General features: G+C 57.5%; 22 protein-coding genes. 15 read left to right on the top strand and 7 right to left on the bottom strand.

Features of this window, described 5'->3' with window-relative positions; all coding sequences use genetic code 11:
• The first annotated feature begins 93 nt into the window (after positions 1–93).
• On the top strand, positions 94–591 hold the full coding sequence (locus ABNS66_RS01615) for a DUF4265 domain-containing protein (RefSeq protein ID WP_204997077.1): 498 nt from the start codon (positions 94–96) through the stop codon (positions 589–591).
• Positions 592–609: 18 nt separating this feature from the next.
• A complete protein-coding gene (yaaA, locus tag ABNS66_RS01610; RefSeq protein ID WP_286695413.1) occupies positions 610–1,383 on the top strand; it encodes a peroxide stress protein YaaA in 774 nt (257 codons plus the stop codon).
• Positions 1,384–1,386: 3 nt separating this feature from the next.
• Here the strand turns inward: yaaA and ABNS66_RS01605 are convergent, their stop codons facing one another.
• Positions 1,387–1,845, bottom strand: a complete 459-nt coding sequence (locus ABNS66_RS01605; protein ID WP_286839462.1) for an EVE domain-containing protein — start codon at positions 1,843–1,845, stop codon at positions 1,387–1,389.
• Positions 1,846–1,944: 99 nt separating this feature from the next.
• Here ABNS66_RS01605 and ABNS66_RS01600 point away from each other — a divergent pair, with 99 nt between their 5' ends.
• Positions 1,945–2,535, top strand: coding sequence for a DUF938 domain-containing protein (locus tag ABNS66_RS01600; protein ID WP_286839460.1), 591 nt, complete (start codon positions 1,945–1,947; stop codon positions 2,533–2,535).
• A gap of 73 nt (positions 2,536–2,608) precedes the next feature.
• On the opposite strand, the gene ABNS66_RS01595 is transcribed toward ABNS66_RS01600, so the two are convergent.
• On the bottom strand, positions 2,609–4,090 hold the full coding sequence (locus tag ABNS66_RS01595; RefSeq protein ID WP_286695411.1) for an OmpA family protein: 1,482 nt from the start codon (positions 4,088–4,090) through the stop codon (positions 2,609–2,611).
• A 217-nt stretch (positions 4,091–4,307) separates the two neighbouring features.
• Between ABNS66_RS01595 and yegQ the strand changes: the two genes are divergently transcribed.
• Together yegQ and ABNS66_RS01585 are read left to right on the top strand one after the other, a co-directional pair.
• Positions 4,308–5,621, top strand: a complete 1,314-nt coding sequence (yegQ, locus tag ABNS66_RS01590) for a tRNA 5-hydroxyuridine modification protein YegQ (RefSeq protein WP_348655191.1) — start codon at positions 4,308–4,310, stop codon at positions 5,619–5,621.
• A 38-nt stretch (positions 5,622–5,659) separates the two neighbouring features.
• On the top strand, positions 5,660–6,043 hold the full coding sequence (locus ABNS66_RS01585; protein WP_204995009.1) for a hypothetical protein: 384 nt from the start codon (positions 5,660–5,662) through the stop codon (positions 6,041–6,043).
• A 6-nt stretch (positions 6,044–6,049) separates the two neighbouring features.
• On the opposite strand, the gene ABNS66_RS01580 is transcribed toward ABNS66_RS01585, so the two are convergent.
• The 3 genes from ABNS66_RS01580 to ABNS66_RS01570 form a co-directional block, all read right to left on the bottom strand.
• A complete protein-coding gene (locus ABNS66_RS01580; protein ID WP_286839458.1) occupies positions 6,050–7,192 on the bottom strand; it encodes a GNAT family N-acetyltransferase in 1,143 nt (380 codons plus the stop codon).
• Positions 7,193–7,248: 56 nt separating this feature from the next.
• Positions 7,249–8,130, bottom strand: a complete 882-nt coding sequence (gene ubiA / locus ABNS66_RS01575; protein WP_286839455.1) for a 4-hydroxybenzoate octaprenyltransferase — start codon at positions 8,128–8,130, stop codon at positions 7,249–7,251.
• A 63-nt stretch (positions 8,131–8,193) separates the two neighbouring features.
• The gene (locus tag ABNS66_RS01570) at positions 8,194–8,880 is read right to left on the bottom strand and encodes a chorismate lyase (protein WP_286839533.1); all 687 of its coding nucleotides are present in this window, start codon (positions 8,878–8,880) and stop codon (positions 8,194–8,196) included.
• A gap of 64 nt (positions 8,881–8,944) precedes the next feature.
• On the opposite strand from ABNS66_RS01570, the gene ABNS66_RS01565 reads away from it, so the two are divergent.
• From ABNS66_RS01565 to ABNS66_RS01550, 4 genes are all read left to right on the top strand, one after another.
• A complete protein-coding gene (locus tag ABNS66_RS01565; RefSeq protein WP_204995005.1) occupies positions 8,945–10,318 on the top strand; it encodes an FAD-dependent oxidoreductase in 1,374 nt (457 codons plus the stop codon).
• A 163-nt stretch (positions 10,319–10,481) separates the two neighbouring features.
• The gene (locus tag ABNS66_RS01560) at positions 10,482–11,111 is read left to right on the top strand and encodes a class I SAM-dependent methyltransferase (protein ID WP_286839452.1); all 630 of its coding nucleotides are present in this window, start codon (positions 10,482–10,484) and stop codon (positions 11,109–11,111) included.
• A gap of 80 nt (positions 11,112–11,191) precedes the next feature.
• Entirely contained in the window at positions 11,192–12,478 is a 1,287-nt protein-coding gene (locus tag ABNS66_RS01555; RefSeq protein ID WP_286839450.1) for a dicarboxylate/amino acid:cation symporter, read from the top strand.
• Positions 12,475–13,650, top strand: coding sequence for a hydroxymethylglutaryl-CoA reductase (locus ABNS66_RS01550; RefSeq protein ID WP_286839449.1), 1,176 nt, complete (start codon positions 12,475–12,477; stop codon positions 13,648–13,650). The genes ABNS66_RS01555 and ABNS66_RS01550 overlap by 4 nt, the downstream gene beginning before the upstream one ends.
• Positions 13,651–13,672: 22 nt before the next feature.
• Here ABNS66_RS01550 and ABNS66_RS01545 read toward each other — a convergent pair whose 3' ends face one another.
• Entirely contained in the window at positions 13,673–14,989 is a 1,317-nt protein-coding gene (locus ABNS66_RS01545; protein ID WP_204995001.1) for a sigma-54-dependent Fis family transcriptional regulator, read from the bottom strand.
• A 213-nt stretch (positions 14,990–15,202) separates the two neighbouring features.
• Between ABNS66_RS01545 and ABNS66_RS01540 the strand changes: the two genes are divergently transcribed.
• The 5 genes from ABNS66_RS01540 (at position 15,203) to sulP (ending at position 22,388) form a co-directional block, all read left to right on the top strand.
• On the top strand, positions 15,203–16,576 hold the full coding sequence (locus tag ABNS66_RS01540) for a cytochrome ubiquinol oxidase subunit I (protein WP_286695400.1): 1,374 nt from the start codon (positions 15,203–15,205) through the stop codon (positions 16,574–16,576).
• Entirely contained in the window at positions 16,576–17,568 is a 993-nt protein-coding gene (locus tag ABNS66_RS01535) for a cytochrome d ubiquinol oxidase subunit II (protein WP_286839445.1), read from the top strand. The genes ABNS66_RS01540 and ABNS66_RS01535 overlap by 1 nt, the downstream gene beginning before the upstream one ends.
• Positions 17,569–17,952: 384 nt before the next feature.
• Complete coding sequence (locus tag ABNS66_RS01530) at positions 17,953–18,843, top strand: MBL fold metallo-hydrolase (RefSeq protein WP_286695398.1); 891 nt, start codon at positions 17,953–17,955, stop codon at positions 18,841–18,843.
• A gap of 14 nt (positions 18,844–18,857) precedes the next feature.
• Entirely contained in the window at positions 18,858–20,549 is a 1,692-nt protein-coding gene (locus tag ABNS66_RS01525; protein WP_286839443.1) for a bifunctional protein tyrosine phosphatase family protein/NAD(P)/FAD-dependent oxidoreductase, read from the top strand.
• An 81-nt stretch (positions 20,550–20,630) separates the two neighbouring features.
• A complete protein-coding gene (gene sulP, locus ABNS66_RS01520) occupies positions 20,631–22,388 on the top strand; it encodes a sulfate permease (RefSeq protein ID WP_286839442.1) in 1,758 nt (585 codons plus the stop codon).
• Positions 22,389–22,408: 20 nt separating this feature from the next.
• On the opposite strand, the gene ABNS66_RS01515 is transcribed toward sulP, so the two are convergent.
• Positions 22,409–23,416 carry a 2-hydroxyacid dehydrogenase gene (locus ABNS66_RS01515; protein WP_286839440.1) on the bottom strand — a complete coding sequence of 336 codons (1,008 nt, stop codon included), beginning with the start codon at positions 23,414–23,416 and terminating at the stop codon, positions 22,409–22,411.
• Between the two features lie 154 nt (positions 23,417–23,570).
• On the opposite strand from ABNS66_RS01515, the gene ABNS66_RS01510 reads away from it, so the two are divergent.
• Positions 23,571–23,810: a DUF5062 family protein gene (locus ABNS66_RS01510; RefSeq protein WP_286839439.1), complete on the top strand. Its 240-nt coding sequence runs from the start codon at positions 23,571–23,573 to the stop codon at positions 23,808–23,810.
• Positions 23,811–23,816: the final 6 nt, after the last annotated feature.

Raw genomic sequence — 23,816 nt, 5'->3', positions numbered from 1 at the left:
GCGATATTATAGTCGCAGCAGCCCCCCTCTCGCCATGCGAATGACCGGCAAACACGCTATCATTGCGCCTTTTAAGGTAAATTCATTACTGCTATGAGCCATCCGCCTCTCGCCGATAAAGAAACCCGACTGGAACTCTTCGCCGGCATTCACCCCAACAACCAGCAACCCGTGTTTGAACAGTGCCTGGCCAGCCCCTGCGAAACCGAGGGCCAGTATCGCTTATTAAAGTCACCGCTGTTTGTACGCGGCGTGGCGGCACTGGACACCCTGGAACTGAATAATGAATCGCGCGGTCGCTTTAAAGTGGTTGAGCGCGGCGGCAACCTCTGCCTGCGCGTATTTATGCGCGAGCCCAACGAAGCGCTGGAGCAGCAACTGACCGGCGAGATCGAAAAACTGGGCGGCCACCTGGACATTAGCAGCGAACGCGCTTTGGTCTACAGCATTCATTTTGGCGTAGGTTTTCAGGCGATTGAAAAATTACTCGATGCCAATGTAAAGACCGGCGAGGCCCGCTGGCTGTACGGCAATGTCTACGACGACCAAGGCGAGCCGCTGAACTGGTGGCAGGACCTGTTAAAAGCGTAGCGGCGAAAGGAGCCAAGCATGTTGATACTGATTTCACCGGCAAAGACGCTGGACTTTGACACCCCCGCTCACACTCAGCAGCGCAGCGAGCCGGATTTTCTAGACGCTTCGCAGCAGCTTATCGATGAGCTGCGCGAACTGGCGCCTCAGGATATTTCCGCGCTGATGAAGATCAGCGACAAACTCGGAACACTCAACTACCAGCGCTTTGCCGACTGGCAAACGCCGTTTACGCCCGACAACGCCAAGCAGGCGGTATTGGCTTTTCGCGGCGATGTATACACAGGACTGAATGCCGACGACTTCAGCGACGACGATTTCGCCTTTGCCCAGCAGCACCTGCGCATTCTTTCCGGCTTATATGGTCTGCTGCGGCCGCTGGATTTGATTCAGCCCTATCGGCTGGAAATGGGCACAAAGTTCGCCAACAGCGGCGGCAAAAACCTCTATGAATTTTGGGGTGAGCGCATCACCGATGCCATCAATGCCCAATTTAGCGATGCCGGCCCGCTGCTGCTTAACCTGGCGTCGAACGAGTACTTCAGCGCCGTGAAACCCAAGCTGCTGAACGCCGACGTTATCACCCCGGTGTTTAAAGACTACAAAAACGGCAAGTACAAAATTATCAGCTTCTACGCCAAAAAGGCCCGAGGTTTGATGAGCGCCTATGTGATTAAGCAGCGCATTACCGACGCCGAGAAACTGAAGCAATTCGACACCGACGGCTACTATTACTGCCCTGAGCAGTCCACTGCCACGGAGTGGGTGTTCCTTCGCGACGAGGTCGCCTAAGTCCTATTCCAGACTGAGTATCGTCTGCCAGTGACGCGCTTCTACCGGCATCACCGACAGGCGATTACCCTTCTTCAGCAGCGCCATGTCGCTTAGCGCCGGATGGCTTTTTAGTTCGCTCAAGGGAATCAGGCGCCCCAGCTTGCGGCGCAGCTGAATGTCCACCATATACCAGCGCGGATCCTCGTCGCTGGCCTTGGGATCGTAGTATTTGGACTCGGGGTCGCGCGCGGTGTGGTCGGGATAACCCTCCCGCACGACCTCGGCAATGCCGACAATGCCCGGCGTTTTACAGGCAGAGTGATAGAAAAATACCTGATCGCCCACCTGCATGTTGTCGCGCATGATGTTGCGCGCCTGGTAATTGCGCACCCCATCCCAGTGCTCGGTGGCATTTTTGCAGGCCGCCAAATCATCAATGCCAAAAGCATCCGGCTCGGATTTTACCAACCAGTATTGCATCACTCCTCCTCTGCACTGACACTGTGCACCAACAAAAAGTGTAGCGGCCGGTCGCTATGGCCGTCCATCCTCCCTGGAAAGTCCAGCTAGGTACCTGAAATGCAAAAACCCTACTCCCAGGCCTGCGAAAACAACAAACTGCCTATCTTTAGCACCTTGCAGCCCATTCTTAACACTCTAAAAAGCGTGGTGGAGATTGGCAGCGGCACCGGGCAACACGCGGTGCACGTCGCCCGCCTTCACCCTCAATTGCAGTGGCAGTGTTGCGACCAGGCGGAATACCTGCCCGGCATACAACAGTGGCTGGACGAGGCCAAGCTCGACAACCTTCCAGCGCCGCAGCCCTTTGAGGTGAATTCCTCGCCCTGGCCCAGCGGCGATTTTCAGGCACTCTACTCAGCCAATACCCTACACATTATGAGTTGGGCCTCTGTGGAGCGACTGTTCGCCCGCATTGCTGAACACGGCGCCGATTTGCAGTGGCTTTTTATCTACGGCCCTTTCAATTACCAAGGGCAATTCACCTCGGCCAGCAACGCCGAGTTTGATCAGTGGTTAAAAAGCCGCGATCCGATGAGTGGCATCCGCGATGCCGAGGCGGTGAGTGGTTTGGCGGCGAAGGCAGGTTTTGCACTTCACAGCGACTGTGAAATGCCCGCCAATAACCGCCTGCTAATCTGGAAGCGCTAAACGTCGGGCAAAAAAAAGCCGCGACCCGAGTCGCGGCTTTCTGATTACTTCCAATTACTTGCTAAGGTAGGCCTTACAGCTCTTCCTCTGCGTCGTAATCATAGTCGTAGTCATATTCCTCTTCCTGAACATCAGCAGAGGGGTCGTAGTCATAGATGTCTTCATCCATCGCGGCGTCTTCAGCAGGTGCTTCAGCCGCAGCTTCTTCGACCATGGGCTCTTCTTCAACGGTCGGTACGTAAGCGGGCTCTACCACCATTTCTTCATCACCCAACACTTTCAGCTCAACGCGGCGGTTTTCCGCACGGCCGTCTTTAGTGTCGTTGCTGGCGATAGGCTGCTCTTCACCGTAGCCGCGAGCGGTCAGGCGGCTGCCGTCAACACCCTGGCCAACCAAGTAGTTTTTCACTGACTTGGCGCGATTCTGAGACAGGTTCATGTTGTAGCTATCGCTACCTGAGCTGTCAGTGTGGCCTTGCAGCTCAACGTTGAAGCCGGGCGAGCTGTTCAGCGTTGAGGCAACACCGTCGAGAATCGTTTCTGCATTCACGGTCAGCTGTGCGCTGTTCACTTCGAAGTTCACACCGCGCAGAACCACTGACTGCTCTTGGCCACAGCCGTTTGACATCACTTGCTCACCAGCAGGTGTGTTGGGGCACGCGTCGTCGCGGTCTGCAACGCCGTCGCCGTCGCTATCCAGTGAACAACCCTGGGCATCCACTTGCTCGCCGGCAGGCGTGTTGGGGCACTTGTCGAGGTAGTCAGCAACACCGTCGTTATCGCCATCCAGCGGGCAGCCTACGCTGTCTACTTGAACACCGCGTGGTGTGCCTGGGCACTGATCGGTTTCATCAACCACACCGTCGCCGTCACCGTCTTTGGCGCCGTATTGGGCGTCGAAGAAGTTGTAGCGCAGGCCGATCATCAGGCTCTGTGCTTCGTATTCAGTTTCGAGTTTTGAGCCGCTGCTGGCAAACTCGGGATCTTCAGATACCGCGTAGCGATAACCGGCATCCATCACCAGGCGTGGTGTCAGGTGGTAGTTAACACCGGCACCCAACTGGCCCATGAATACGTCATCGTCGCTGCCGTTGAGTTCCATGTTGGCCATACCCAGACCGAAACCCACGTAGGGGCGCAGACGCTCGCCAGCGCGGAAGTCGTACCAAACGTTACCCAAAAGAGACTGTACTTCCAGAGCAGAGTCAGAGTTGCTTACGTCGTTCTCGCCTTCACTGTATTCCAGTTCCAGACGCAGCGCACCGGCGGTTTTATAACCGAAGTTAACACCGTAGCCCCAGTCGTCGTCGTACTCGGTATCCACTTCGATCGAAGCACCCACTGGCGGTGGCAACAGGCCGAGGTCGGTCAACAGTTGTGTAAGTGGGTCGCCAGGCGCAGCCGCTTCAGTTGTCAGCGTGCCATCGGCATCGAATACTTCGGTGTAAGCGGCTTTGCCGCCGATGTAAAAACCTTTCTCTTCTTCGGCGCTGACAGCACCTGCAGACGCGAGCAGTACACCCGCTGTCAGAGCAGAAATCCATTGCTTGCTCATAGCAATCCCCCAGTTATTAGTTATAAATTTACATTCAACAAAGGCTTGATAGCCCCTGATACTAACCGATATTACGACTCACGTTTAGCGAAAAGAGTCACTCCCTTGGTATTTTTCCACTAAGTTTGCCGCTTTGCAGAAGATTTGTTCTCTGTAGCCGCCACCCCCAACGCCGATATACGTTACTATAGCCGCGTTTTTTATACGGGTTTTGATTATGACGCCTGAACTGCTCTCTCCTGCTGGCAGCCTTCGCAACATGCGTTACGCATTTGCCTACGGTGCCGATGCCGTTTACGCCGGCCAACCTCGCTATAGCCTACGCGTGCGCAATAATGAATTCAAAGACCTGGAAACCCTCGCCACTGGTATTAACGAGGCGCACAACCAGGGCAAGCAGTTTTATCTGGCGTCGAATATTTCGCCACACAACGACAAGATTCGCAGCTATCTGCGCGACTTAGAACCCGTGGTGGAGCTCGGCCCCGACGCACTGATTATGGCCGACCCCGGCTTAATGATGCTCGTTCAGGAACGCTGGCCGAACCTCCCCATTCACCTTTCTGTTCAAGCCAACGCAGTGAATTGGGCAAGCGTGAAATTTTGGCATCGCAATGGCATTCGCCGGGTGATTCTGTCGCGCGAACTTTCCCTGAACGAAATTGAAGAGATCCGCCAGCGCGTACCGGAAATGGAGCTGGAGGTGTTTGTTCACGGCGCGCTGTGTATTGCCTACTCGGGGCGCTGCCTGCTGTCGGGGTATATGAACCACCGCGACCCCAACCAAGGCGCCTGCACCAATGCCTGCCGCTGGCAGTATCAAGCGCACGAAGCGAAGGAAGATGCCACCGGCGACCTGATCGCCGTGCAAAACTACGAGCCACAGCCCCAGGTCGAGCCGGTGCTGCTGCAACAGGCCCAGCGCCCCGGCGAATACATGCCCGCCTACGAGGACGAGCACGGTACTTATATTATGAATTCCAAGGACCTGCGCGCCGTGCAACATGTGCAGCGCTTGCAGGAAATGGGGATTCACTCGCTGAAGATTGAAGGGCGCACCAAGTCGCACTACTACGTGGCGCGTACGGCTCAGGTATACCGCCGCGCCATCGACGACGCCGCCGCCGGCCGCGAGTTCGATATGGGCTTGATGGACGAGCTGGAAACCCTGGCCAACCGCGGCTACACCGAAGGCTTTTACCGGCGCCACCCTCCCAAGGAATATCAAAATTACGAGATGGGTAGCAGCAACGCCCAGCAGCAACAGTTTGTTGCCGAAGTGGTGGATGTTAGCGGTAGCGATATTGTCGTTGACGTGAAAAACCGCTTCGCCGTTGGCGATACCGTGCAACTGATGACGCCCCAGGGCAACCAGCGCTTCACCCTGAACACCCTGCTCGACAAAAACGGCAAGGCGGCAGACGTTGCCCCCGGTTCCGGCCATCGCATGCGCATTCCTCTCGACGGACAACTCGACGAACAGGCACTGCGTTACGGGCTGATCGTAAAGGATATTCACGCCGGCGGTTGAGGCTGTTACGCTGAGTGAAGGCCGAACAGGAGACGCCCATGGAGCGAAGCAAACTGCGCAGCTTGCGCGGCTTAATTAACATTAGCTTGTTAAGCCTGATCTTCGGCGCCGCCATCCATATCTTGGCGAGCCTGCTCGGCAACTACGGCGCGATGGCCTTGGGCGCATTCGGCGTACTGCTTACCTTTTACTGCTACCGCCGCGCCGATCGCGAGGACGCCAGCCGACTGGCCTACACACTCTGGCGGCTGTTGCCGACCCTCACCTTTGTGATCTTACCCGTCGCCATTTTTTGGTACGGCAGCGACTCCCAATGGAGCGCCACCGAGGTATTGATGCTGGTGGAAATCAGCTGCAGCTACCTCATTCCTATCGCCTGCCTCCTATTGGTGGAACGCAGCCTGAAAAAAGCGCAGCAATAAGCCCCGCTATTCCCCCTGCTTGAAGGGTAGCGCCTGCGCAGCCTCTTGCAGGTATTCAGCAATATGGCGCTGTTCGGTGTGAAGAAAGCGCGCCACGGCGTCGCTAAAACTGGCATCGGCCAACCAGTGCTGGGAGTAGGTGGTGATGGGCTCAAAGCCGCGCTGAATTTTGTGCTCACCCTGCGCGCCTGGGTCAAACCTGCTTAAGCCCTGTTCAATGCAATGCTCAATGCCCTGGTAATAGCAGGCTTCAAAATGCAGGAAATCGTATTCGCGAATACAGCCCCAATAGCGCCCGAATAAGGTATCCGCGCCCTGAAAATTCAGGGCCGCCGCCGCCGGCACATCGCCCTCGTAGGCCAATACCAACAGCAGCCGGTCGGCCATTGACCGGGCAATGGCCTGAAAGAAGGCCTCCGATAAATAACCGCCGTGACCGCTGCGTTTGGCGTAGGTCATCTGATAACAGTGGAAGAAGAAGCGCCACTGCGACTCGCTCACATCACTGCCCGACAGGCGCTCCAGGCGCAGCCCCTGATCGGCCACTGTACGACGCTCCTTGCGCAGGTTTTTTCGCTTGCGCGAACTGAAGGTCGCCAGAAAGTCGTCAAAGCTTTGATAACCCCGATTAAACCAATGGTACTGCGGGCCAACGCGCTGCAATAAGCCCGCGCGTTGCCAGCGCTCGGCGTCGTTAACATCGGGGAATAGAATATGGGCTGACGAGGCGCCCAGCTGTTCGGCGCGGCGCTGCAATTGCTCGACCACCACGCTGAAGAGCGCGTCAGCCTCCAGGTCATCGCGCAAACACAGGCGCGGCCCCGTTGCCGGGGTGAAGGGAATGGCCGACAACAGCTTAGGGTAGTATTCCAGGCCATGGCGGCGATAGGCATCGGCCCAGGCCCAATCGAACACATACTCGCCGTAGCTGTGTGACTTGATATACAGCGGCAATAAGCCGCACAACACGCCCCCCTCGCGAATGACCAAATGCTGAGGTAGCCAGCCGGTCTCGGCGGTGGTTGCGCCACTGTCTTCCAACGCGGCTAGAAAGGTGTGCTGCAAAAACGGGTAGTCGTCACCGGCGACCGCATTCCACTCGTCGGCGGCAACGCGGTGAATGCTGTCGATAAACTGCAATTCCAGCATGTTCTATATCCAACAAACCATCAGCTGTGCATACGCGCTAGCAAAGCCGCACGATGTTATGCCGGCAGGGCATAGTGCAGCGCAATGCCAGCAAAGATCGCCATGCCGACGTAGTGATTATTCAGAAAGGCCTGGAAGCACCGGTCACGCTCCCGGTATTTAATGAGCTTTTGTTGGTAGATAAACAGGCCGCTGGCCGCCATCAAGCCGGCGTAGTAGATAAAGCTCATGGCAAACTGCTTGCCGACCAGCAACATCACCAGAATCACCGAGACTTGCAGCATGGCGGTGATCGCCTTGTCGTCGTCGCCGAAGAGTATTGCTGTCGACTTCACGCCAATTTTCAGGTCGTCATCGCGGTCAACCATTGCGTAGAACGTATCGTAGGCCACCGTCCACATCAGCACGGCGATGTAGATCAACCACAAACTCGCCGGCAATTCACCGCGCTGCGCCGAGAATGCCATGGGTATACCCCAGGCAAACGCCGCGCCCAGCACCACCTGGGGCAGGTGCGTGTAGCGCTTCATAAAGGGATAACACGCCGCCAGCGCCACCGCCGCAAACGACAGCAAAATTGTTTGAATATTGGTAAACAGCACCAGCACAAAGGCCGCGCCGCACAGCACCGCAAACACGGTCAGCGCCTCTTTTTCCGTCACACTGCCAGTGGCAAAGGGCCGCGCTTCGGTACGTTTTACGTGGGCGTCGATGTGGCGGTCGGCGTAGTCGTTGATCACACAGCCCGCCGAGCGCATTAAAAAGGTGCCCAGAACGAAAATCAGCAGCAAATGCCAATCGGGCAGGCCCTCGGCCGCCAGCCACAGTGCCCAGAGGGTTGGCCACAGCACAAGATAAGTGCCAATGGGGCGATCAACACGCATCAGCGCTAAATAGTGGGGAAGCTGCTGGCGAAATTGTGGGAACTGCACCTTCATTCCGTGACTCATCGTTGAACGTAGGCGCAGAGTATAACGCGTCCCGCCGCTATCAACAGAGCGCTAACACCACGGCTGAAACTCGGGGAGAAAAATCTCGCTGACCATGATCGGGCGCTGATCGAAAACAAAGCAGGAACGGCGCCCCCACAAGGCTGCCTGTTGGTCAGGCAAGCCCTCCAAAGGCAGCTGCGCGGCTGGCAATCGGCAGATCTCGTAGGGAATGCGACGCATTGAGCGGTCGGTGAACAGGAGGTGCCCCAACGGCCGGCTGTCCAGGCCGCGCAGGCGGCGCAGATGCCCCGTTAAACTGCGCGCTGGCATCACACTGCGGGCATAAACCCAGGGTTCGTCGTGGCAGCACAACAGCACTTCGCGAATTAAACCCCAGTCGCGATCGCCCATGCTCAGTAGCCTGCGCTCCGACAAACGCGGTAGCCCCCAGTGCTGGCTGAGCACCTGCACACGGAAATTTCCCGCCGATTGGCGGCGCAAATGGGCAGTCAATGAGCCGGTGTCCAGCAGCCAGGGCGCGTCATCCTGAAGCGCTGGAACTCCTACAAATTGATTAGCTGGCCGCCAGTTGGGCTCTTGGCGGTAGCATCGGTTTAATCGAAGGGCGTACAATGTCGGGCTTCCAGTGGCTAGATCACTGAATACTGGCTGTTGATACACAGACAGCCAATTCGCTGAGTGCGGCAGAATGCGTGAATCGCCGCCGACTTGCAAGCCAGCCGCCGCCGTAACCATAAGGCACAGAGTGTCGATAAAGGTGGCCGCATAAGACAAACCGATGACGGCAGGACGAAAGAGTATGAGTAAGTGGGAATGTATTGTTTGCGGATGGGTATACGACGAAGAAACCGGTGATCCGGATTCTGGTATTGAGCCCGGTACTCGCTGGGAAGATATCCCCGATGACTGGCTGTGCCCGGACTGCGGCGTAGGCAAAGAAGACTTCGAAATGATCGAACAGTCTGAGCCCAGCAGCCTGCCTCACCACGACGAACCCTCCACTGCCAGCCAGGATGCCCCCATCGTGGTCATCGGTACCGGCTTGGCAGGCTACGGTCTGGTGCGCGAACTGCGCAAGCAAGACAAAGAAACCCCAATCATAATGATCACTGCTGACGACGGCCGCGCCTACTCCAAGCCCATGCTGTCTACCGGCTACACCAAGAAGCAAGATGCCGATGCACTGGCGCAGAAAGACGCCGGCGGCATGGGTGAAGACCTCAACGCCAGCGTTTGGACCATGACCAAGGTCACGGCGATCGACACAGCGGCGCAGACCATCTCCACCGGCGACGCCGAAACCAAGGTGCACTACAAGAAGCTGGTACTGGCACTGGGTGCCGATGTGATTCGCCCCCCTATTGGCGGCAACGGTCAGGACTACGTGTACTCGGTCAACGACCTGCTGGACTACGACGACTTCCGCAAAGCCGTCGACGCCAACAATGTGAAGAAGGTCTGCATCATCGGTGGCGGCCTGATCGGCTGTGAGTTCACCAACGACCTGATCAATGGTGGCTTCGAAGTAGAAACGGTTGACCCACTGGGTTACTGCCTGCCCACCTTGCTGCCAGAAGCTGCCGGTAAAGCCGTGCAGAGCGCACTGGAAGACAAAGGCGCCAAATTCCACTTTGGCCCATTGGTCACCGAGGTGAACAAAGCCGACAACGGCGTGGAAGTGACACTGAACAATGGCGAAACCATCAGCTGCGACCTGGTACTGTCAGCCGTGGGTGTTCGCCCACAAGTCGAACTGGCCAAGTCTGCGGGCATTGAAGTGAATCGCGGCGTGGTGACCAACCGCCTGCTGGAAACCAATGCACCCAATGTGTACGCCATGGGTGACTGCGCAGAAGTCGCTGGTCACGTGTTGGTATACGTCGCACCGCTGATGGCTCAGGCTCGCGCCCTGGCCAAAACCCTCACCGGCGAGCCGACTGAGGTGAGCTACCCGGCGATGCCTGTCACCATCAAAACACCTGCGTGCCCCGTGTGCGTGTCTCCCGCTCCTCGCGACGCGAAAGGCGAATGGCAAATCGAACAAGACGGCAACAATGTTGTCGCCAAGTTTGTCGACACGGCCACCGGCGACCTGCTGGGCTTTGCACTGACCGGCGAAGGCACCAAGCAAAAAATGGCGCTGCAGAAAGAACTGCCCGCCATCATGCCCTAAGCCTTAACGGCTGAGCATAATAAACCCCGCTACGGCGGGGTTTTTTGTGCCTGCACAAAAGCGCTACTGTCCGCTTTGCACATTGCCAGTGCATCAGCGCTGCGCTGAAATGCGGGGGCATAACGCTGCCTTGCCATTGCAAAACGATAATAACGAGACCGCCATGAGCCTTTACGATACCTACGTGCTGCCCGCTGTGATCGACAGAGCCTGCTCCATGCCTGCTGTTATGGAGGCGCGCCGCGACGTCGTGCCCCAATGCCAGGGCGCGGTGCTGGAAGTAGGTATGGGGAGCTGCATTAATCTCCCTCTCTACGATGCCAGCAAGGTGGACTATATCTGGGGCCTGGAACCCTCAGAGGGAATGCGCCGCAAAGCGCAAAAGAACCTGGCCGCCAGCGCATTGGATGTGCGCTGGCTCGACCTGCCGGGCGAGAAGATCCCGCTGGCCGATAACAGTGTCGACACCGTGCTGTTAACCTTCACCCTGTGCACCATTCCCGACTGGCGCAGTGCACTGGCGCAAATGCACCGCGTGCTCAAACCGGACGGCCAACTGCTGTTTTGCGAGCACGGCCTGTCAGAAGAACCTGCGGTGGCGCGCTGGCAAAATCGCATTACGCCGGTCTGGAAGCGCTTTGCCGGAGGCTGCCACCTGAACCGTCCCATTGCCGAGTTACTGCAAGAAGGCCATTTCACCATCGATCAACTCGAGCGCCGCTATCTGGAAAAAGCCCCGCGTATCGCCGGTTATGTCTACAGTGGCAGTGCCCACAAACGCGTTGCGGACTAGCCTCTACGTCATCGGCACGCTAGAGTGCGGCATAGGCCCGTCAAACGCTGGGCCCCACCAATAAAAAATTCGGACGCACTATGCCCAAACTCGCTTTGCACTGGCAAATTGCTATTGCCATTTCCCTCGCCGTTATCGCTGGCATGCTCGGCGGCGCCGATGCCGAAATTGCCGGCATTAAATTACTGGCGGTATACGCCTTTCTCGGCACGCTGTTTTTAAACGCCCTGAAGATGTTAATCGTGCCTCTGGTCAGCGCCTCGATTATCAGCGGCATGGCCGGTATTGGCGGCGACAATCTGGAGCGCCTGGGCGGTAAAACCCTGCTGTTTTACGCCACATCCAGCCTCATTGCGATTCTGATCGGACTGACGGTCGTCAATATTATCCAGCCCGGCGTCGGCGACACCGAAGCCCTCGCCTCCAGCTTGAGCAGCGACAACGCCGAGCTCAACGCCACCCTCGCCAAGGTCGAAGGCCGCAGCGCCGCCGATATTGTGCAAGTGTTTGAGCGCATGATCCCTCCCAATGTGATCGCGGCTGCGGCCAATGGCCAAATGCTGGGGCTGATATTTTTCAGCTTGCTGTATGGCTTTTTCCTCGCCCGCAGCGACTCCGAGCACGCGGAAGTTCAGCTGAACTTTTGGCAGGGCTTGATGGATATTATGACCAGCATGACCATGTGGGTGATGAAATTTGCCCCCATTGGGGTTTTTGGTCTGGTGGCAAAAACCGTCGCCGGCACCGGCTTTGACGCCTTTGCGCCCATGCTCAAATTCTTTTTTGCCGCCGCGCTGGCACTGGCGCTACACGCCTTTGTCGCCATGCCGCTGGTGCTTCGCTACCTGGGCAAAGTGCGGCCAGTCAAACACTATCAGGCCATGGCACCGGCAATGCTCACCGCCTTCTCCACCGCCTCCAGCTCTGCGACCTTGCCGCTTACGATGGAGTGTGTGCAGGACAAATCCGGTGTATCCAAACGCACCAGCGGCTTCGTGTTGCCGTTAGGCGCAACCGTAAATATGGATGGTACCGCCTTGTATGAGTGCGTAGCGGCCATGTTTATCGCTCAGGTCTACGGCCTGGACTTGAGCTTTGCCCAGCAGTTCACCGTGGTAATGGTCGCCCTGCTAACCTCGATCGGCGTGGCCGGCATTCCCGCCGCCAGCCTGGTGGCCATCTCCGTCATCCTTGGCACCATTGGTCTGCCACTGGAGGGCATCGGCCTACTGCTAGTGACCGACCGGATTCTGGATATGATGCGCACCGCGGTGAATGTATTTAGCGACTCCTGCGCCGCCGTGGTAATCGCCCGTAGTGAAGGCGAACAAACAGCCATTGCCATTAATCAGGGCAGCCGCCGATGAGCCAGCGCAAGCGTATCCCGCGCCTTAAAGGCAATGACTACTCGGAACAGGCCGCGCAACAACGCCGCAGCTTCATTGAAGAACAAACAGGTACGTCACTGACGAACACCCGGCATTACTCTCTCGACCCAGCAAGCCTTGAGGGAAATGCCGAGAACTTTATCGGCGTTGTACAAATGCCACTGGGCGTCGCCGGCCCCTATCGCATCAACGGTGAGCACGCTCAGGGCGACTTTTACATCCCCATGGCCACCACCGAGGGAACCCTGATCGCCTCCTATAGCCGGGGCATGAGACTGGTCACTGAATCGGGTGGGTGCACCGTCACTGTCGTCGACGAAGCTATGCAGCGGGCACCATTATTTGAATTGACATCTGCTCGAGAGGCACGGGCACTGGCGCAGTGGCTCGAGGCCAATTTTGAGGACATTAAAGCCGAGGCCGAAAGTACAACACGCGTTGGCACACTGGAAAATATTCAAAGCTGGGTAATCGCCAATAAACTGTTTACCCGCTTTAACTACCTAACCGGTGATGCCGCCGGCCAAAATATGACGGGCAAAGCGACCCACAAAGCGTGCCAGTGGGTCCTTTCAAACTTCACCGGCATTCAAAATTTTTCCTTGTCGGGCGGCATAGAAACCGATAAGAAGCACTCCCATATGAACCTGCTTCACAGCCGTGGAAAAAAGGTGGTCGCTGAAGCCGTCATTAAAAAAGAGCTGCTGCAGAGCCTGATGCGCGCCGAACCCGAACCCATGGTGCGCCTGCGCCAACGCACAATTGTTGGGAGCTTATTGGCTGGCTCAGCCTACAATGGCCCGCACTCGGCGAACGGCATTGCCGCGATATTTATCGCCACCGGACAAGACGAAGCCAATGTCGTTGAATCCCACGCCGGGATTGCCTTTATGGATCTCACCGACGACGGCGACCTGTATTACTCCGTCACGCTGCCCTCGATTATCTGCGCCAGCTATGGCGGTGGCACCGGCTTGGCGACCCAGCGTGAATGCTTGGAAATGATGGGCTGTTACGGTGAGGGCAAAGCCCACAAACTCGCGGAAATTATCGCGGCAACCGTCCTAGCCGGAGACCTATCGCTGGCAGCCGCCGTTGTTTCCGATGAGTGGGTATCCAGCCACGATCAGCTCGGTCGAAATCGCCCCTAATATTGAACCTGTAACTCGCCGACTATTCCTCTAGGCGCCGATACAGCGACCGCAGGCTGATACCGGCAATGTCGGCGGCTTTTTCCTTGTCGCCATTGCAATGCTGCAGCAGCGACTTGAGATACTGTTGCTCCTGCGCCTTTAAGTCCAGCCAGGGGCCCTTGTGAGGCGCGGCGGGACTTGGCGCGGGCTCTGCCTGGCGACCCTCTTGCCCAAAGCAGCGCTCCAGCACCGCGAGGTCGATAATACTGGAATGGGCGAAAATGGTGGCGCGCTCCAGGATGTTTTTCAGCTCGCGGATATTGCCCGGAAAATCATAGTCCTGCAGGCGCTTTACCGCAGAGTCGGTGAGGCGATAACCGCCATTGGGGCTGAGCTTTTTCAAGATCGAGCGGGAGATCAACGCAAGGTCGGCGCGGCGCTCACGCAGCGGTGGCAGGTGGATGGGAAAGGTATTAATCCGGTAGTAGAGGTCTTCGCGGAACTGACCCTCGGCGATCATCGCTGGCAGGTCTTTGTTGGTGGCACAGATCAAGCGGAAGTCGGCCAGCTGAGGTTGGGTGCTGCCCACCGCGCGATAACTGCCGGTTTCCAGCAGGCGCAGCAATTTTACCTGCATACCCAGCGGGACATCGCCGATCTCGTCCAGAAACAGGGTGCCGCCACGGGCCGACTCAAGTAGACCCGGTTTATTGCTCACCGCGCCGGTAAAGGCACCCTTCACATGGCCAAACAGCTCGCTTTCAAACAGGGTGTCGGTCAAGCCCGCACATTCAACGGTAACCATCGCCTTGTCGCAGCGCCCACCGGTGCTGTGGATCGCCTGCGCGGCCAGCTCCTTGCCGGCGCCGGACTCGCCGAGCAGCAACACCGAGGTGTCGTGGGGGGCAACCAGATTTATCAGCTCCAACATGGTGTTAAACGCCGCACTGCGTCCCACCATATGGTCGCTGCTGATCTCCGCACTGGCGCTGCGCACTGGCTTGAGCATTTCAATAAAGTAGCGCAACTCTCCATTGCGACCTTTAATGGGTAGCATCTCTACATCAATATGCTCGCGACCACGGGGGGTATTGTGGATATGCAGCACGCGCTCGCGCTCACCACTGTGGGTACACGCCTGAAGGGGGCAGCTCTCGCCCGCCTGGTCGCAGGGCTTGTCGTAGCCATGAGACACCCTGAAACAGTGATCGCCCACCGGCACGTCGCCAAAGCTTTGCTGGTAACGCTGATTACTCGCCACAATCTGGTAATCGGGCGTCAGTAGAATGGCCGGGTGCTCTAAGCCGTCGAGCAGAGACCGAAAATCGAGGTCGAGGTCTGTAGCAATTTGTCGCATCGTCTTTGCCAGAAATGACAGGTATTCTGACAAGACTGACACAAAACCTGGCACGCTGCGATACACATTGCCTTTTGCAAACCGCTCGCCTGATTTTTATCCATCAAAATCAATGCCTTGCGGAATTTTCGCGCACTGGCACACACATTGCTGTGTATCTTAGTACAAATCGGAATATTGGAATTCCGTTTAGATATATAGAGAGAGGAGCTTATGGATATCGACCCCCTTGTGCTGGCGCGCATACAGTTCGCCACCAATATCAGCTTTCATATCCTGTTTCCCGCCATTTCCATTGGCTTGGGCTGGTTGCTGCTGTTTTTTCGGGTGCGCTTTACCCAAACCGGCGACAAGGCCTGGGAATATGCCTATTACTTCTGGGTGAAGATCTTTGCCCTGACCTTCGCCATGGGCGTGGTCTCGGGCATTACCATGAGCTTCCAATTCGGCACCAACTGGCCGGGCTTTATGGAAAAAGCCGGCAATGTCGCCGGGCCGCTGCTGGGCTATGAGGTACTGAGCGCCTTCTTTCTGGAGGCTTCATTCCTGGGCATTATGCTGTTCGGTAAAGATCGCGTATCCAATCGCATGCACCTGATCAGTACCTTTCTGGTGGCATTCGGCACGACGCTTTCGGCGTTCTGGATTCTCAGCCTGAACTCATGGATGCAAACCCCCACCGGTTACTACCTGGAAGACGGCGTGGTCATGGTGGAAAGCTGGTGGGAAGTGATCTTCAATCCCTCTTTCCCCTACCGCTTTTTCCATATGGTAATCGCCTCTGTACTAACCAGCGCCTTCCTCGTTGCTGGCGTCAGCGCCTGGCGGGCACTGAAGAATGTCGACGGCCCCGCCACCTGGAAGATTATGCGCACCGGCGTGATGGTTGCCGCGGTGCTGGCCCCGCTGCAAATTTTCATCGGCGATCTGCACGGCCTCAACACCCTTGAACACCAGCCGGCAAAAGTCGCCGCCATGGAAGCCATTTGGGAAACTGAGGAAGGCGCCCCCTTCACTGTTGTCGCCCTTCCCGACGAAGAGAGCCGCAGCAATAAATTCGCGCTGGAAATTCCCTACGCCGCAAGCCTGGTACTTACCCACGAACTCAAGGGCGAAGTTAAGGGCCTGAATGAGTTTGTTGGCGAACACCCACCCGTCGCGATCGTGTTCTGGTCTTTCCGTGTGATGCTCGCCATCGGCGGACTAATGGTACTGGTTGCGTGGTGGGCCGCCTGGGCACTGCGAAGCGGCCGGCAGGCCAGTAAACCCGTACTCGCGGCGCTCTCAGCGATGACCTTCTCCGGTTGGATCGCGGTGCTGGCCGGCTGGTACGTTACCGAGATTGGCCGCCAGCCCTGGATCGTCGACGGCGTACTAAAAGTCCAGGACGTTGTCGCCGACCACAGCGCTGCCACCGTTAGCGGCACCTTGTTCGGCTATATCCTTCTATACCTGTTCTTACTGGCTTCTTACATCGGCGCGCTGCGCAATTTGTCGGCCAAGCCCGCTGCCTCGTTGATCTTAAACCCGGCTGGCACGGCGTCAGCCAACACCGGCGATAACACCGCGAAAGGGGGAGAATCGTAATGGAATACTGGCTACCGATTATCTATATGGCGGCAATGGGCTTGTCCCTGCTGATCTACGTTATTCTCGACGGCTACGACCTCGGTGTTGGCATGCTTATGCCGCTGGCCAACGACGCCGAAAAAGACATTATGGTCGCCTCCATTGGCCCCTTCTGGGACGCCAACGAGACCTGGATTGTGCTCGGCGTGGGGATTCTATTGATCGCCTTCCCCATGGCCCACGGCATCGTGCTCACCGAGCTGTATCTGCCGGTAACGATCATGCTGATGGGCTTGATACTGCGCGGCGTGGCCTTTGACCTGCGCGTCAAAGCGGGTGACCACCGCAAGGCGCTGTGGAATCGCGCCTTTTTCGTCGGCTCACTGGTCGCGTCGATGGCTCAGGGCTGGATGCTCGGCGCCTACGTCACCGGCCTGCAATCCAATACCACCAGCCTGCTGTTCTCGGCCCTCATCGCGTTAACCCTGCCCGCGCTCTACCTCACACTGGGCTGTGGCTGGCTGCTGATGAAGACCGAGGGCGACCTGCTCACCAAAGCCATTGGCTGGGCGCGCAAGTCCGTGTGGCCCATGGGCCTGGGCCTGTTGCTGGTGTCTGTCGCCACGCCGCTGGTCAGCGACACGATTGCGGAGAAGTGGTTCAGCTGGCCCAACTTCCTGATTCTGGCGCCCATCCCGGTGCTGTCTCTCGCCGCCTTTACCGCGATTGTTGCCCTGCTTAACAGCGACAACAGCATCTACCGCGGCCACGGCTGGAAGCTGTATGTCAGCACTGTGGCCATCTGCGTATTGGCCAGCCTCGGCCTCGGCTACAGCCTGTTCCCCAACATCATCATTGGCCAAATGACGATCTGGGATGCCGCCGCCTCGGTCAACGCTCTGCAATTCACCCTGGTTGGCGTTGTGCTGACCCTGCCGATCATTATCGGCTACACCATTTTCGTCTACCGTATCTTCCACGGTAAGGCGACCCACCTCTCCTACGACTGAGCAGCAACAGCCACTGCTCATTGGCGGGCTGCGCGCAAGCGGGCCCGCCTTTTTTATGCCCGCACCTTCAGTCGACGTCACTATCAGCCGCTTCCAGCCCCCACAGAACACAACTCTGCCAAATGTGACGAAGTTTCTGCCAGATCTGGCAAAAGCAAAGAGGTTTTATTTGCGACGGCAGCTCAAGCAAACCCGAATGAAATTTAATTTTCAGTAATTACAACAAGTTACGCTAAATATTCGTTTTTACCGTGTTTTGGCACGAATCCTGTTACTACAATCATACGGAATATAGTTATTCCAATTACGCATAACCGAGGCCGCGTTATCGCTGTACGCATCAGGGACCGATACCGCTCGCGACAACAGTAAGAGGATTGCATCATGCTCGACAATATCTCCATTGATTTCGACCACAAACCCGAAGTTATCGCCTTCTTCGACGAACCCACCAACACCTTTTCCTATGTGGTGAAAGACCCAAGCAGCAACGCCTGCGCGGTCGTGGACTCGGTAATGGAAATCGACTATGCCGCGGGCCGCCTGTCGCTGGTGGGTGCCGACAAAATCATTCAGCACATTCGCGACAATAAACTGAGCCTCGAATGGATCATCGAAACACACGTGCACGCCGACCACCTGTCAGCTGCGCCCTATATTCAAGAAGCGCTCGGTGGTCAGATCGGCATTGGCGCCAACATTACCGTGGTGCAGGAAACCTTCGGCAAAATCTTTAACGCCGGTACAGAGTTCGCTCGCGACGGCTCGCAGTTCGACAAGCTGTTTAACGACGGCGACGAATACCACGTGGGCAATATGCTGTGCCGCGCAATTCACACCCCCGGCCACACCCCGGCGTGCATGACCCATGTAATGGGCGACGCGGCATTTGTTGGCGACACCCTATTTATGCCTGACGGCGGCACCGCCCGCGCGGACTTCCCCGGCGGCGACGCTCGCGTTCTCTATCAATCGATCCAGCGCGTGCTATCGCTGCCCGATGAAACCCGCCTGTTTATGTGCCACGACTATATGCCCGGCGGCCGCGAGGTCGAATACGAAACCACCGTCGGCGCCGAGAAACAGGCCAACATCCACGTACACACTGGCACCAGCGAGGCGCAATTTGTCGCCATGCGCGAGGCCCGCGACGCCACCCTCGATATGCCGCGGCTGATCCTGCCATCTCTGCAAGTAAACATGCGGGCAGGCCACCTACCCGGCGCCGACGACAACGGCACGGTGTATCTAAAATTACCATTGAACGTACTCTAAGGGCTGGGCAAGGCATGGAATACAAGCAAATAGACTCGGGGCTGACGGTTTCCGGCCAGCTCACCGTTAACGACCTGCCGGCACTGGCAGAAAAAGGCGTAAAAACGCTGATCTGCAACCGTCCCGACGGCGAGGGCGGCGATCAGCCGGGCTTTAAAGAAATCGAAGCCAAAGCCACCGAGCTGGGCATGAGCTGTCACTACCTGCCGGTGGTCAGTGGCAAAGTCAGCGACGAAGATGCCGCCAGCTTTGGCGAGCTGCTCAGCGGCCAAAGCGCGCCGGTCCATGCCTATTGCCGCAGCGGCATGCGCTCCACCACCCTGTGGGCATTGAGCCGCGGTGAAGAGATGAGCCTGACAGACATCGTCGATGCTGCCGCCAAGGCCGGTTACGACATGAGTGGCGTGGCCGCGCGTATCGCCGCCGCCCGCAATGGCGACAATACCGCCGAGGGCATTGCCAGCTACGATGTGCTGATTGTCGGAGGCGGTGCCGCCGGTATCTCCACGGCCGCCAGTTTGGTGAAACGCTGCAAAGGCATCTCCGTTGCCATTATCGACCCCGCAGAAAACCACTACTACCAACCCGGCTGGACCCTGGTCGGCGGTGGTGTGTTCACCCCTGAGCAAACCCGGCGCAGCATGGCCTCACTCATTCCCAAGGGTGTGGAATGGATCAAGGCCGCCGTCGCCGCCTTCGACCCCGACAACAACACCGTGGTGCTTGAAGGCTGCCGCCTACTGAACTATCAACGCCTGGTGGTTGCCGCCGGTATCAAATTGAACTGGGACGCCATTCCCGGCCTGAGCGAAACCCTGGGCAAGAACGGCGTCACCTCGAACTACCGCTACGACCTGGCGCCCTACACCTGGGAGCTGGTAAACAAAGTTCGCAGCGGCCGCGCGATATTCACCCAGCCGCCCATGCCGATTAAGTGCGCAGGCGCTCCGCAAAAAGCCATGTATTTGTCGTGCGACCACTGGCACCGTCAGGGGCGCTTAAACAATATCGACGTGGAGTTCTACAACGCTGGTGCGGTGCTATTTGGCGTTGCCGACTACGTGCCAGCACTGATGAAATACATCGACAAATACCAGGCCAAACTCAACTTTGGCCACACCCTGACCCGCATTGACGGCCCGGCAAAAACCGCCTGGTTCGCCACCAAAGACGAACAGGGTAACGACGTGGAGGTCAGCCGCGAATTCGACATGATCCACGTGGTACCGCCGCAAGTCGCCCCCGACTTCATCCGCAATAGCCCGCTGGTCGATGGCGCCGGTTGGGTCGATGTCGACCAGGCCACGCTACAGCACAAGAAGTACGCCAATATCTGGGCACTGGGCGATGTAATGAACGCCCCTAACGCCAAAACCGCAGCGGCGGCACGCATGCAGGCACCCATTGTCGCCAATAACATCGCAGCCGATATCAGCGGCCGGGGCGGCGACATTGCCCACTACAATGGCTACGGCTCCTGCCCGCTTACCGTAGAGCGCGGCAAGATCGTATTGGCGGAATTTGGCTACGGCGGCAAGCTGCTACCCAGCTTCCCCAAAATGATGCTCGACGGCACCAAGCCATCTCGCCTGGCGTGGTTGCTGAAAGAGAAAATTCTGCCGCCCATTTACTGGCAGGGCATGCTCAAGGGACACGAGTGGCTGGTTAAGCCCACCATTGGTGAAGACGCACCAGCGAAAAAATAACCCACCCTTTCGCGCCGCTGATGCGGCGCTGTTTTTTCGTTTATGTGCAACACCATAGCCGCGACTGGAGAGGACAGCATTTTGAAAGGCGCACTCAGCCAATACTTACCCATCCTGGAATGGGGAAAGCAGTACAACCGCGGCCAGCTCGCCTCCGACCTGCTGGCAGCCGTCATTGTGACGATCATGCTTATCCCGCAGTCGCTGGCTTACGCCCTACTTGCCGGCTTGCCTCCCGAAGTTGGTCTCTACGCCAGTATGTTGCCACTCATCGCCTACGGTCTGCTGGGCAGCAGCCGCAGCCTGTCGGTGGGCCCGGTGGCCGTGGTTTCGCTGATGACGGCCAGCGCCGTCGGCCGCATTGCCGAGGTCGGCAGCATGGGCTACCTCGATGCCGCCGTGCTGCTGGCACTGTTCTCCGGGGCGTTCCTGCTGCTGATGGGCGTTCTGCGAATGGGCTTTCTCGCCAACTTTCTGTCCCATCCGGTGATCGCCGGTTTTATCACTGCCTCGGGTATTATTATCGCCGTCAGTCAGCTTCGCCACCTGCTGGGCGTGCACGCCCACGGCGACAACCTCTACGAAATTTTGCTCAGCCTTGCCGAGCAAGCCAGCCATACCAACCTCTACACCTTAGCGGTCGGTTTGCCGGTGCTGATCTTTTTATTCTGGGTGCGCAAAGGCCTGCAACCGCTGCTCGAAAAACTGGGGCTGTCACCCTTTGCCGCCGCCATGGTCAGTAAAGCGGGCCCCGTTGTCGGCGTGGTGATGACCAGTGTTGCCGCTGTCGCCTTCGACCTCGGCGCAAAGAACGTGGCATTGGTCGGCGATGTGCCCAGCGGCCTGCCCGCCCTGCGCCTGCCACCACTGCACCACGAGGCCTGGCAGGAATTGCTGATCTCGGCGATCTTCATTTCGGTCATTGGCTTTGTGGAGTCGGTGTCGGTGGGCCACACCCTGGCCGCGAAAAAACGCCAGAAGATCAGCCCCAACCAAGAACTCATCGGCCTCGGCGCTGCCAATATCGCGTCGTCGGTATCGGGCGGCTACCCCGTTACCGGCGGCTTTGCGCGCTCGGTGGTGAATTTTGATGCCGGCGCAGAAACCCCCGCAGCGGGCATGTTTACCGCCATCGGCATCGGGCTGGCGGCAATCTTCTTCACGCCGTATCTGGCTTACCTTCCCAAGGCGACGCTGGCGGCAACCATCATCGTTGCCGTGCTGTCACTGGTCGATTTATCGATTTTGAAAAAGACCTGGGACTACGGCTATTCCGACTTTATCGCCGTTGCCAGCACTCTATTCGTCACCTTAGTGGCCGGTGTTGAAAGCGGCGTGGCCTGCGGGGTATTTGCCTCGTTAGCGCTGCATCTGTACAAAACCTCCAAGCCCCACATGGCCGTGGTCGGCGAGGTGCCGGGCACCGAGCACTACCGCAACATCAACCGCCACGCCGTCATTACCCACGACGAGATTCTGTCGCTGCGCATTGACGAAAGTCTGTATTTTGCCAATGCCAGCTTTATTGAAGATCGCATCTACGCCCTGCTGGAGGACTACCCGCACACCCGCCACGTGGTGCTGATGTGTACCGCCGTGAACGAGGTGGACCTCAGCGCACTGGAAGCACTGGAAGCGATCAATGAGCGTTTGGGCGAGCGCGATATCACCCTGCACTTATCTGAGCTGAAAGGGCCGGTAATGGATGTGCTATGTAAAACCCACTTCCTCAAGCAACTTACCGGAAAAGTGTGGTTGTCGCAGCACCTGGCCGTTACCGGCATTGTTGAGGAAATGAACCAACAAAAGGCCGACAACACCGAAAACTGGGATATCTAAGTCCAGCGGGAAAGGGCAATTCAGCCGCGTAGCTGCGCGGCTGAAATTTCATTTTTGCAGGCCTTTCCCTGCTCCACATCGCTGAGGTTTTGCAGTGTGGTGGCGGCAATGCTCGCCAGCGCCTCGGCGCTGAAAAAGCCCTGATGGCCGGTAATGAGTACATTGGGGAAGGTCAGTAAGCGCGAGAACACATCGTCGGTAATAATCTTGCCCGACAGGTCCTCGAAAAACATATCGCCCTCCTCTTCGTACACATCCAGCCCGAGATAACCAATTCTCATCGTCTTTAGCGCGGCAATCACCGCGACGGTATCCACCAGTGCGCCGCGGCTGGTGTTAATCAGCATCACGCCCGGCTTCATTTTGGCGAGGGCGCGGTCATCGATCAGGTGGTGGGTGTCCGGGGTCAGAGGGCAGTGCAGGCTGATAATATCCGCGCGCGTTAGCAGCGCGTCCAGCTCGGTGTATTCCACGCCAAGGCGAATACAGCGCTCATTGGGAAAGGGGTCGGCGGCAATCACCGTACAACCAAAGCCGCGCATAATGCGGCAAAACGCCTCGCCGATATTACCCGTACCAATCACCCCCACCGTCTTACCGTGCAGGTTAAAGCCCAGCAGTCCTTCCAATGAAAAATTGCCCTCGCGAACGCGGTTGTATGAACGATAAATTTTTCGGTTCAGGGCCAGAATTAAGGCCACCGCGTGCTCTGCCACACCTTCCGGCGAATACCTGGGCACACGCACTACGGTAATGTCGTGGGCCGCTGCGGCGTCGAGATCGACATTGTTAAAGCCCGCGCACCGCAGCGCCACCGTATGAATGCCCAGCGCAGCCAACTCCGCCAAACAGTCATCGCCCAACTCATCGTTTACAAAGGCGCAAACCGCATCGAAGCCCTTGGCCAAACCTGCCGTCGCCGCACCCAGGTGGGCATCAAAAAACGCCAGCGCATGGCCGTGGGGCTGGTTCGCCTTAGCGAGAAACTCGCGGTCGTAGTCTTTCGCGCCAAATACCGCCACCTTCATGCTGCTCTCCCCTTCTGCCTAGCGCTTTGAGTCTAGCAAGCCCTCGGCAAGCAACGAAATACCACCCCTCAGACGCAGCCTTCTGCTAGGCTGGCAGAAGACTGCGCCGTTTCTATTGCGTCACGCATTCACTGAGTAGGTAGAGGAGCGACAAATGAAAAAGATCGACAACGAAAAAGAATGGGTGCGCAAAGCCATTAACATTGGCAGCGCCTACGCAGAGAAACGCGGCGCCGCCCAGTTTGAGCCGGGCGATTCCACCAACGAACGACTGGAATTTATCTATCGCCTACTGGTGCGCGACAAACTCATTCAGCCCATGCCTGAGCTACAGGTTTCACAGCAAAGCATTCGCCATCGCCTCGCGCTGTGGGCCAAATCATTAGACAAATAAGTCATT

This window comes from uncultured Spongiibacter sp., assembly GCF_964011655.1.
Classification (GTDB): domain Bacteria; phylum Pseudomonadota; class Gammaproteobacteria; order Pseudomonadales; family Spongiibacteraceae; genus Spongiibacter; species Spongiibacter marinus.
This window is presented reverse-complemented; position numbering and strand designations above follow the sequence as displayed.